General features: G+C 45.7%; 18 protein-coding genes. All 18 read left to right on the top strand.

The window, feature by feature from the left end:
* The first annotated feature begins 34 nt into the window (after positions 1–34).
* The 18 genes from tuf (at position 35) to rplF (ending at position 9,423) form a co-directional block, all read left to right on the top strand.
* Entirely contained in the window at positions 35–1,225 is a 1,191-nt protein-coding gene (tuf, locus tag EDM21_RS22515; protein ID WP_068777675.1) for an elongation factor Tu, read from the top strand.
* A gap of 441 nt (positions 1,226–1,666) precedes the next feature.
* Positions 1,667–1,975, top strand: coding sequence for a 30S ribosomal protein S10 (gene rpsJ, locus EDM21_RS22510; RefSeq protein ID WP_068777676.1), 309 nt, complete (start codon positions 1,667–1,669; stop codon positions 1,973–1,975).
* A 41-nt stretch (positions 1,976–2,016) separates the two neighbouring features.
* Complete coding sequence (rplC, locus tag EDM21_RS22505; protein ID WP_157338641.1) at positions 2,017–2,640, top strand: 50S ribosomal protein L3; 624 nt, start codon at positions 2,017–2,019, stop codon at positions 2,638–2,640.
* Between the two features lie 16 nt (positions 2,641–2,656).
* The gene (gene rplD, locus EDM21_RS22500; protein ID WP_068777678.1) at positions 2,657–3,283 is read left to right on the top strand and encodes a 50S ribosomal protein L4; all 627 of its coding nucleotides are present in this window, start codon (positions 2,657–2,659) and stop codon (positions 3,281–3,283) included.
* A complete protein-coding gene (gene rplW, locus EDM21_RS22495; protein WP_068777679.1) occupies positions 3,280–3,570 on the top strand; it encodes a 50S ribosomal protein L23 in 291 nt (96 codons plus the stop codon). The genes rplD and rplW overlap by 4 nt, the downstream gene beginning before the upstream one ends.
* A 30-nt stretch (positions 3,571–3,600) precedes the next feature.
* Entirely contained in the window at positions 3,601–4,431 is an 831-nt protein-coding gene (rplB, locus tag EDM21_RS22490; RefSeq protein ID WP_068777680.1) for a 50S ribosomal protein L2, read from the top strand.
* Between the two features lie 48 nt (positions 4,432–4,479).
* A complete protein-coding gene (gene rpsS, locus EDM21_RS22485; protein WP_068777681.1) occupies positions 4,480–4,758 on the top strand; it encodes a 30S ribosomal protein S19 in 279 nt (92 codons plus the stop codon).
* A 30-nt stretch (positions 4,759–4,788) separates the two neighbouring features.
* Positions 4,789–5,121, top strand: a complete 333-nt coding sequence (gene rplV / locus EDM21_RS22480; RefSeq protein WP_068777682.1) for a 50S ribosomal protein L22 — start codon at positions 4,789–4,791, stop codon at positions 5,119–5,121.
* Positions 5,122–5,134: 13 nt separating this feature from the next.
* Positions 5,135–5,797, top strand: coding sequence for a 30S ribosomal protein S3 (gene rpsC / locus EDM21_RS22475; RefSeq protein WP_068777683.1), 663 nt, complete (start codon positions 5,135–5,137; stop codon positions 5,795–5,797).
* A 2-nt stretch (positions 5,798–5,799) separates the two neighbouring features.
* Positions 5,800–6,234, top strand: coding sequence for a 50S ribosomal protein L16 (rplP, locus tag EDM21_RS22470; protein ID WP_068777684.1), 435 nt, complete (start codon positions 5,800–5,802; stop codon positions 6,232–6,234).
* On the top strand, positions 6,224–6,421 hold the full coding sequence (gene rpmC, locus EDM21_RS22465) for a 50S ribosomal protein L29 (RefSeq protein ID WP_068777685.1): 198 nt from the start codon (positions 6,224–6,226) through the stop codon (positions 6,419–6,421). The genes rplP and rpmC overlap by 11 nt, the downstream gene beginning before the upstream one ends.
* A gap of 26 nt (positions 6,422–6,447) precedes the next feature.
* Entirely contained in the window at positions 6,448–6,711 is a 264-nt protein-coding gene (gene rpsQ, locus EDM21_RS22460) for a 30S ribosomal protein S17 (RefSeq protein WP_157338640.1), read from the top strand.
* A gap of 32 nt (positions 6,712–6,743) precedes the next feature.
* Complete coding sequence (rplN, locus tag EDM21_RS22455) at positions 6,744–7,112, top strand: 50S ribosomal protein L14 (RefSeq protein WP_068777687.1); 369 nt, start codon at positions 6,744–6,746, stop codon at positions 7,110–7,112.
* 101 nt (positions 7,113–7,213) lie between these two features.
* Complete coding sequence (rplX, locus tag EDM21_RS22450; protein ID WP_235918330.1) at positions 7,214–7,567, top strand: 50S ribosomal protein L24; 354 nt, start codon at positions 7,214–7,216, stop codon at positions 7,565–7,567.
* Positions 7,568–7,595: 28 nt separating this feature from the next.
* Positions 7,596–8,138 carry a 50S ribosomal protein L5 gene (rplE, locus tag EDM21_RS22445; RefSeq protein ID WP_068777688.1) on the top strand — a complete coding sequence of 181 codons (543 nt, stop codon included), beginning with the start codon at positions 7,596–7,598 and terminating at the stop codon, positions 8,136–8,138.
* Between the two features lie 96 nt (positions 8,139–8,234).
* The gene (locus EDM21_RS22440; RefSeq protein ID WP_040953112.1) at positions 8,235–8,420 is read left to right on the top strand and encodes a type Z 30S ribosomal protein S14; all 186 of its coding nucleotides are present in this window, start codon (positions 8,235–8,237) and stop codon (positions 8,418–8,420) included.
* A 32-nt stretch (positions 8,421–8,452) separates the two neighbouring features.
* Positions 8,453–8,851 (top strand): 30S ribosomal protein S8, encoded by a 399-nt coding sequence (gene rpsH / locus EDM21_RS22435; protein ID WP_068777689.1) that lies wholly within the window; start codon positions 8,453–8,455, stop codon positions 8,849–8,851.
* 29 nt (positions 8,852–8,880) lie between these two features.
* Complete coding sequence (gene rplF, locus EDM21_RS22430) at positions 8,881–9,423, top strand: 50S ribosomal protein L6 (protein ID WP_068777690.1); 543 nt, start codon at positions 8,881–8,883, stop codon at positions 9,421–9,423.
* The last annotated feature ends 15 nt before the right edge of the window (positions 9,424–9,438 follow it).

The raw sequence follows: 9,438 nt of genomic DNA, 5'->3' as shown, positions 1-9,438 counted from the left end.
TTTTAAAATTTATTTCAAGGAGGAATTGTTTAACATGGCAAAGGCTAAATTCGAACGTAATAAACCGCACGTTAATATCGGTACTATCGGTCACGTCGACCACGGTAAAACAACCCTGACAGCTGCAATCACAACTGTACTGTCCAAAAGATATGGTGGAGCTGCAGTAGCATTCGACCAAATCGATAAAGCACCAGAAGAGCGCGAGCGTGGTATCACAATCTCCACTGCACACGTTGAGTACGAAACTCCTAACCGTCACTACGCACACGTAGACTGCCCAGGTCACGCCGACTATGTTAAAAACATGATCACAGGCGCTGCGCAAATGGACGGAGCTATCCTGGTTGTATCCGCAGCTGACGGCCCTATGCCGCAAACTCGCGAGCACATCCTTCTTTCCCGTCAAGTAGGCGTTCCTTACATCGTCGTATTCATGAACAAGTGTGACATGGTTGAAGACGAAGAGCTTCTTGAACTGGTTGAAATGGAAATCCGTGACCTTCTTTCTGAGTATGAGTTCCCAGGCGACGACACTCCGATCATTCGTGGTTCCGCTCGTGAAGCTCTTCAAAACCCAGATGGCGAGTGGGCTGACAAAATCATCGAGCTCTTCGAGCAAGTTGATACTTACATCCCGCAACCAGAACGCGAAACTGACAAGCCTTTCCTTATGCCTGTCGAGGACGTATTCTCCATCACAGGTCGTGGTACAGTTGCTACAGGCCGTGTAGAGCGTGGTACTGTTAAAGTACAAGACGAAGTTGAAATCGTTGGTATCGCTGAAGAAACTCGCAAATGCGTAGTTACAGGCGTAGAAATGTTCCGTAAGCTTCTTGATTCCGCTCAAGCTGGTGACAACATCGGCGCACTGCTTCGTGGTGTTGACCGTAATGACATCGAGCGTGGACAAGTTCTTTCGAAGCCGGGTTCGGTTAAGCCGCACACTAGCTTTACAGCTCAAATCTACGTACTGACTAAAGAAGAGGGTGGCCGTCACAAGCCTTTCTTCACTGGTTACCGTCCACAGTTCTACTTCCGTACAACTGATGTAACAGGTATCATCAACCTGCCAGAAGGCACTGAGATGGTTATGCCTGGTGATAACATCACTGTAACGGTTGAACTGATCAACCCAATCGCTATCGAGCAAGGTACTAAGTTCGCGATCCGTGAAGGCGGACGTACTGTTGGTGCCGGTGCAGTAGCAACAATCATTAAGTAATTTATCGTCCTCGGACGATTTCATAAGCAACACGTACTGTAACGAGACCCCTGTACTGTAACGGAGTAAGACGAAGGCCCTGCCCTTGGTGGCAGGGCTTTTCTAATAAACATAGTTGTATACAGTAATACATTGCCGAAATAAGTTCCGGATGTATGCGCGGCGTCAACTCAGAACGGATCTCACTATAATAGTAGAAACAATAAATCGAATGCCGTTTTTAAGACAGATCCTATTGACTTAAAAGTTTCTAGATATTTGTCTTATAAAAATGTTGCATTTATCAATTGTATTCGATATAATAGTTAGCGTTGGTCTGTGACGTTGCGATGATGTGAGAGGTTGCTGACACACCCGGCCCCTTTGCCATGGGAAAGGTTGTCAGGGGATTTTCACGGAGTATGTCCGATAATAAATTGGGCGATAGAAGGAGGGACTTATATGGCAAAGCAAAAGATTCGTATTCGTTTAAAAGCTTATGATCACAGAGTGATCGATCAATCAGCTGAGAAAATCGTAGAAACTGCCAAGCGTTCCGGAGCAAGTGTTTCCGGTCCGATTCCGCTTCCAACTGAGAAGCAAATTGTTACGATTCTACGTGCGGTACACAAATACAAAGATTCTCGTGAGCAATTCGAGCAACGCACACACAAGCGTTTGATCGATATCGTGAATCCTACACCACAAACTGTGGACGCTTTGATGAGACTGGACTTGCCGTCCGGTGTTGACATTGAAATTAAATTGTAAGATTAAATAGAAGAAACGATAAGGAAGAGAGGTGTCAACGAATGAAAGGTATCTTAGGTAAAAAACTTGGAATGACTCAAGTATTTACACCAGAAGGAAACGTCGTGCCTGTAACTGTTATCGAAGTTGGACCATGTGTGGTTCTGCAGAAGAAAGATATCGATAACGACGGTTACGAATCGATCCAGATCGGTTTTGCCGACAAGAAAGAAAAGAATGCAACTAAGCCTGCAATTGGTCATGCAAAGAAGGCTAACACTGCTCCTAAGCGCTACATTAAAGAATTTCGTGGTGTGACACTTGGAGAATATGAAGTAGGCCAAGAGCTGAAAGCAGATCTGTTCAGCGAAGGTGAATTTGTTGACGTGTCTGGTACATCCAAAGGTAAAGGATTCCAGGGCGTAATCAAAAGACATAATCAACACACTGGTCCGATGTCTCACGGTTCCCGTTATCATCGTGGTCCGGGTTCCATGGGTTCCATCGCAGCTAACCGTGTTATGAAGGGCAAGAAATTGCCAGGACATATGGGTAGCGAGACAGTAACCCTGCAAAACCTGCAAGTTATTAAAGTCGATGCGGATCGTAACGTAATCCTGGTTAAAGGCTCCATTCCGGGTCCTAGAAACAGCTACGTAAGCGTGAAATCCGCGGTGAAAAAGTAAGAAAGGAGGAAGACTGATGCCAAAAGTAGCGCTATATAACGTATCCGGCTCTCAGGTCGGTGAAGTTGAACTGTCTGATGCTGTGTTCGGTATCGAACCTCACGTACATGCTCTGCATGAAGCGGTTCTATTGCAACAAGCATCTGTTCGTCAAGGTACCCACAAGGTAAAAGGACGTTCTGAAGTACGCGGCGGCGGACGTAAGCCTTGGAAACAAAAAGGAACCGGACGTGCACGTCAAGGTAGTATCCGTGCTCCACAATGGAAGGGTGGCGGTGTAGTATTCGGACCGACTCCTCGCAGCTATGGTTACAAATTGCCTAAGAAAGTTCGTCGTCTTGCAATTAAGTCGGCTCTTTCATCTAAAGTGATTGAGAATGACATTATCGTATTAGATCAGCTTCAAATGAATGCTCCGAAAACGAAAGAATTCGTAGCGATTCTGAAGAACCTCAACGTAGACCGTAAGGCACTCGTTGTTGCTGCATCTTACGAAGACAGCGTAGCACTTTCCGCTCGTAACATTCCGGGAGTGAAGTTCGTTGTTGCTGATGGAATCAACGTACTCGACGTAATGGTTCATGACAAATTGATCATTACGAAGGATGCGGTTCAGAAGGTAGAGGAGGTGCTTGCGCAATGAAAAACCCACGCGATATAATCAAGCGCCCAGTCATCACAGAACGTTCTACTGAAATGATGGCTGACAAGAAGTATGTATTCGAAGTTGAACTCCGTGCGAACAAAACGGAAATCAAACAAGCGATCGAAGAGATCTTCAAAGTTAAAGTGAGTAGCGTAAACACGCTGAGAATGCCAGCTAAGCCGAAGCGTCAAGGTCGTCATTCCGGTTATACTTCCGCTTGGAAGAAAGCTTTCGTGACACTGAGTGCAGACAGCAAGGAACTGGAGTTCTTTGAAACGGTATAATAAAATCTCTAAAGTAAGGAGGTAACACAGATGCCAATTAAAAAGTATAAACCGACCTCTCCAGCAAGACGTGCAATGTCCGTATCTACTTTTGAAGAGATCACGACATCCACACCGGAGAAATCTTTGCTTGCTCCTCTGAGTAAACAAGCTGGTCGTAACAACCAAGGTAAAATCACGACTCGTCATCATGGTGGCGGTCATAAGCGTAAATATCGTATCATCGACTTTAAGCGCAACAAAGACGGCATTCCAGGTCGCGTTGCTACAATCGAGTATGATCCGAACCGTTCCGCTAACATCGCTCTGATCCACTACGCAGACGGTGAAAAAAGATACATTCTGGCACCAAAAGGCTTGAAGGTTGATGATCAAATCCAATCCGGACTTGGTTCTGATATCAAAGTTGGTAACGCGCTTGCACTGGAGAACATTCCGGTCGGTACAGTTATCCACAACATCGAGTTGAAGCCTGGTAAAGGCGGACAAATGGTACGTGCTGCTGGTACCGAAGCCCAACTGCTTGGTAAAGAAGATGTGTACGTGACAATTCGTCTTTCCTCCGGAGAAGTTCGCAAAGTGCTGAAAACTTGCCGTGCGACTATCGGATCCGTTGGTAACGGTGATCACGAACTCGTTAAGATCGGTAAAGCCGGACGTAATCGTTGGCTTGGCAAGAGACCAGAAGTCCGCGGGGTAGTAATGAATCCGAACGATCACCCACACGGTGGTGGTGAAGGTCGCGCTCCTATCGGCCGTAAGTCTCCGTTGTCCCCTTGGGGTAAACCGACACTCGGTTATAAAACTCGTAAAAAAGGCAAAGCTTCTGACAAGTACATTGTACGTCGTCGTACGAAGTAATTTATACACATCTGAATATCTCAATGTTCAGAGAAGGGAGGCGCTTCTATGGGTCGCAGTTTGAAAAAAGGTCCATTTATCGATGGACACCTCATGAAAAAAGTTGAGGAGCAAACCGAAGGCAGCAAAAAGACCGTAATCAAAACTTGGTCTCGCCGTTCTACTATTTTCCCTCAGTTCGTGGGTCACACTATCGCGGTTTATGACGGAAGAAAGCATGTGCCTGTATACGTTACAGAAGATATGGTTGGACACAAACTAGGTGAGTTTGCACCAACTCGTACGTACAAAGGTCATGATGACGATAAGAAAACCGGAAAACGCTAATCGTTATTTTTAGTGAGAGGAGGTACTACTATGCAAGCTAAAGCTGCTGCTAAATTCGTTCGGATCGCTCCTCGCAAAGTGCAACTGGTAGTTGATTTGATTCGGGGCAAACAAGTAGGCGATGCGGTTGCAATCCTACGCCATACTCCTAAATCAGCTTCTCCTATCGTGGAGAAGGTTTTGAACTCAGCAATTGCCAACGCAGAGCACAATTATTCGATGGATCCTAACAAACTCGTGATCAGTGAAGTGTATGTAAACCACGGTCCGATCATGAAGAGATTCCGCCCTCGTGCCATGGGTCGCGCGAGCCGCATTAATAAACGTACCAGCCACATTACTGTTGTGGTATCTGAGAAATAAGGAGGGATAACGTGTGGGTCAAAAAGTAAACCCGGTAGGTCTGAGAATTGGTATTATTCGCGATTGGGAATCCAAATGGTACGCTGAGAAAGATTTCGGCGATCTGCTAATGGAAGACGTTAAAATTCGTGAGTATCTGAAGAACAAACTGAAAGATTCTGCACTTTCTCATATCGACATCGAGCGCGCGGCTAATCGCGTGAACGTGACGATTCATACCGCTAAGCCTGGTATGGTTATCGGTAAAGGTGGAGCGGAAGTAGAAATTATCCGCAACTACATTGCTACAATGACAGGGAAAAAAGTTCACATCAACATCGCTGAAGTGAAAAACCCTGAGCTCGACGCTGTCCTCGTTGCAGAAAGCATTGCACAACAGTTAGAGCGTCGCGTATCTTTCCGTCGTGCTATGAAACAAGCGATGCAAAGAACGCAAAGAGCGGGAGCTAAAGGTATTAAAGTTTCGACCAGCGGACGTTTGGGCGGAGCGGAAATCGCCCGTACGGAAGGATACAGCGAAGGAACAGTTCCACTCCACACGCTTCGTGCGGATATCGATTATGGTACAGCTGAAGCGCATACGACCTACGGACGGATCGGCGTTAAAGTATGGATCTATCGTGGAGAGGTACTTCCGACAGCTAAGAAAAAGGCTCAATCGGAAGGAGGCAACTAATCATGTTAGTACCTAAACGTGTAAAACACCGCAAAGAACACCGCGGTAAAATGAAAGGTCGCGCTAAAGGCGGCACTGAAGTTGCATTCGGTGAATTCGGTCTGCAAGCTCTTGAGCCTGCATGGATTACTAACCGTCAAATCGAGGCTGCTCGTATTGCTATGACACGTTACATCAAACGTGGCGGTAAAGTATGGATCAAAATCTTCCCTGCGAAACCAATCACTCAAAAGCCTCTTGAAGTCCGGATGGGTAGTGGTAAAGGTAACGTTGAGAAGTGGGTAGCTGTTGTAAAGCCCGGCAAGGTAATGTTCGAACTGGCTGGTGTTAGCGAAGAAGTTGCTCGCGAAGCTATGCGTCTTGCTATGCACAAGCTCCCGGTTAAATGTAAGTTCGTGAAGAAAGAAGAAGTGGGTGGTGAAGCACATGAAGGCTAGTGAATTCCGCAACTTAACCACTGCTGAAATCGAACAAAGAATTTCCGGCTTTAAGGAAGAACTCTTTAACCTCCGTTTTCAACTAGCTACCGGACAACTGGATAACCCGGTTCAAATTCAGAAGCTGCGCAAAGAGATCGCCCGTGCGAAAACTGTTTTGCGTGAAAGAGAACTCGGGATTGGTTAAGCAAATTCAGAAGGGAGGGCTCGTATATGGCAGAGCGTAACGAACGTAAAGTCCAGGTCGGTAAAGTGGTCAGCGACAAAATGGAAAAAACCATTGTTGTTGCCGTGGAAACATACAAAAAACACGATCTGTACCACAAGCGGATTAAATATACGAAGAAGTTTAAAGCTCACGATGAGAACAACGAAGCGCAAATCGGCGACACCGTGAAAATCATGGAAACTCGCCCATTGTCCAAAGACAAGCGTTTCCGTCTCGTTGAGATCGTTGAAAAAGCTGTTATTGTTTAAACAACAGATATATTCCGAAAGGAGGGACTAACATGATCCAACCATTATCTCGTTTAAAGGTTGCGGACAATTCCGGTGCGAAACAACTGATGTGCATTCGTGTACTTGGTGGTACTGGACGTCGTGTAGGCAGTATCGGTGATTTGATCATCTGCTCTGTGAAAGAAGCAACACCAGGGGGCGTTGTCAAAAAAGGTGATGTTGTTAAGGCGGTAATCGTACGTACGAAGAGCGGTGCTCGTCGTAAAGACGGTTCTTACATCACATTTGATGAGAACGCGGCAGTTATCGTAAAAGATGATAAGAGCCCTCGTGGAACTCGTATTTTCGGACCAGTTGCTCGTGAACTTCGTGATAAAGACTTCATGAAGATCGTTTCTCTTGCTCCTGAAGTTATCTAACACAGGCAGCGTAGTAATAATTGCGGCGCAACTTTCTTATGAAAGTTCGGCAGCTCTTACGAAGTTAGCTTTCCATCGAAAGCTTAGGAGGTGTAATCAACATGCCAAGAACGAAAAAGAGACTTGAATCTCATAACAATAAACTGCATGTAAAGAAAGATGACACGGTTTTTGTTATCTCCGGCAAAGACAAAGGCAAGAAAGGCCGCGTTATCGCAGCTTACCCGCGTGAGAATCGTGTTCTGGTTGAAGGAATCAACATGATCAAGAAGCATGCAAAACCTTCTCAGGCGAATCCGCAAGGCGGAATCATCAATCAGGAAGCTACAATCCACGCATCCAACGTTATGCTAGTGGATCCTAAGAGCGGCAAACCGACTCGTGTAGGTTACAAGGTCCTGGAAAACGGCAAGAAAGTACGCATCGCGAAAAAATCCGGCGAAGCTATCGATTAATCGAAAAGTGCGGAAAGGAGGCACCAGTATGACAGCGAGAATGAAGGATCGTTTCTTAAACGAAATTACTCCTGCTCTGATGCAGAAGTTTAACTATACGACTGTTATGCAAGTACCAAAGATCGAGAAAGTCGTCATCAACATGGGGGTTGGTGAAGCAGTATCGAACTCCAAGGTGCTCGACAGTGCAGTAGAGGATCTGCAAAAAATTGCAGGTCAAAAACCAGTAATCACTCGTGCTAAAAAATCCATTGCAGGTTTCAAACTGCGTGAAAACATGCCGATCGGTGTGAAAGTAACGCTGCGTGGACAACGCATGTATCAGTTCCTGGATAAATTGTTCAATGTATCGCTTCCTCGTGTACGTGACTTCCGTGGCGTATCGTCGAAAGCATTCGACGGCCGTGGTAACTATACGCTGGGTCTGAAAGAACAGCTTATTTTCCCGGAAATCGAATACGATCAAATTGACAAAGTACGCGGTATGGATATCGTTATCGTAACTACTGCTAAGTCTGACGAAGAAGCTCGTGAACTGCTTACCCAACTCGGAATGCCGTTTGTGAAGTAAGAAACAACCATCACGGAGCTTTCGGAAGAGAGCCCCTTAGCCGATAAAAGATCGGAGAGAGTTTTCAAGCGAAAACTTGTAGGAGGTGTAATTTAAGTGGCAAAAACTTCGATGAAAATCAAGCAACAACGTCCCCCTAAGTTCAAAGTGCAGGCGTACACACGCTGCGAACGTTGCGGCCGCCCGCATTCCGTTCTCCGCAAATTTAAAATTTGCAGAATTTGTTTCCGTGAACTAGCATATAAAGGCCAGATTCCTGGTGTGCGTAAAGCAAGCTGGTAATCCACTTATTTTCGGGAAGGAGGTTCACATCCATGGTTATGTCTGATCCAATTGCAGATATGCTTACACGCATTCGTAATGCAAACATTGTTCGTCACGAAACGGTAGAAATCCCGGCATCGAAGATCAAGAAAGAGATTGCTGAAATCCTCAAAAAAGAAGGTTTCATTCGTGACGCTGAATTCGTTGAAGACAACAAGCAAGGTATCATTCGCTTGTTCCTGAAATATGGTCCTAACAACGAACGCGTAATCACCGGTTTGAAGCGTATCAGCAAGCCTGGTCTGCGCGTATACACAAAATCACAAGAGATCCCTCGGGTACTTGGCGGTCTTGGTATTGCTATCATCTCCACTTCAGGTGGAGTAATGACAGACAAAGACGCTCGTCAAGCGAAATCCGGCGGAGAAGTTCTCTGCTACATTTGGTAATATAGAAACATTTGAATGGAGGTGCAAACATGTCTCGTATTGGTCGCAAGCCAATTACTGTTCCAAGTGGTGTTGATGTAACACTTGAGAACACAACGATCACGGTAAAAGGTCCGAAAGGAACCCTGTCCCGCGAACTTCATAAAGAAATGAAGGTATCCGTACAAGACAACGTCATTACGGTAGAAAGACCTTCTGACCATAAACTGCATCGTTCCCTGCACGGTACGACCCGCAGCGTATTGAACAACATGGTAACAGGAGTAACGGAAGGATTTGCGAAAAACCTTGAGCTTGTTGGCGTGGGTTACCGTGCTAACAAAACAGGTGACAAACTTGTCCTGAACGTAGGTTACTCCCACCCAGTTGAGTTCAATCCTGAGTCCGGCATTGAATTTGATGTACCAAGCAACACTAAGATTACTGTAAAAGGCATCGACAAAGAACTTGTTGGTGCAACTGCAGCTAAAATTCGTGCCGTACGTGAACCTGAACCGTATAAAGGTAAAGGTATTAAATACGAAGGCGAACGCATTATTCGCAAAGAAGGTAAAGCCGGTAAGAAGAAGTAAGGCGGCCTAAACACT

It is taken from the genome of Paenibacillus lutrae (assembly GCF_009757775.1).
GTDB classification, from domain to species: Bacteria; Bacillota; Bacilli; order Paenibacillales; family NBRC-103111; genus Paenibacillus_F; species Paenibacillus_F lutrae.
Note: the sequence above shows the minus strand (reverse complement) of the source record. Positions and strands in the feature narration are given on the sequence as shown.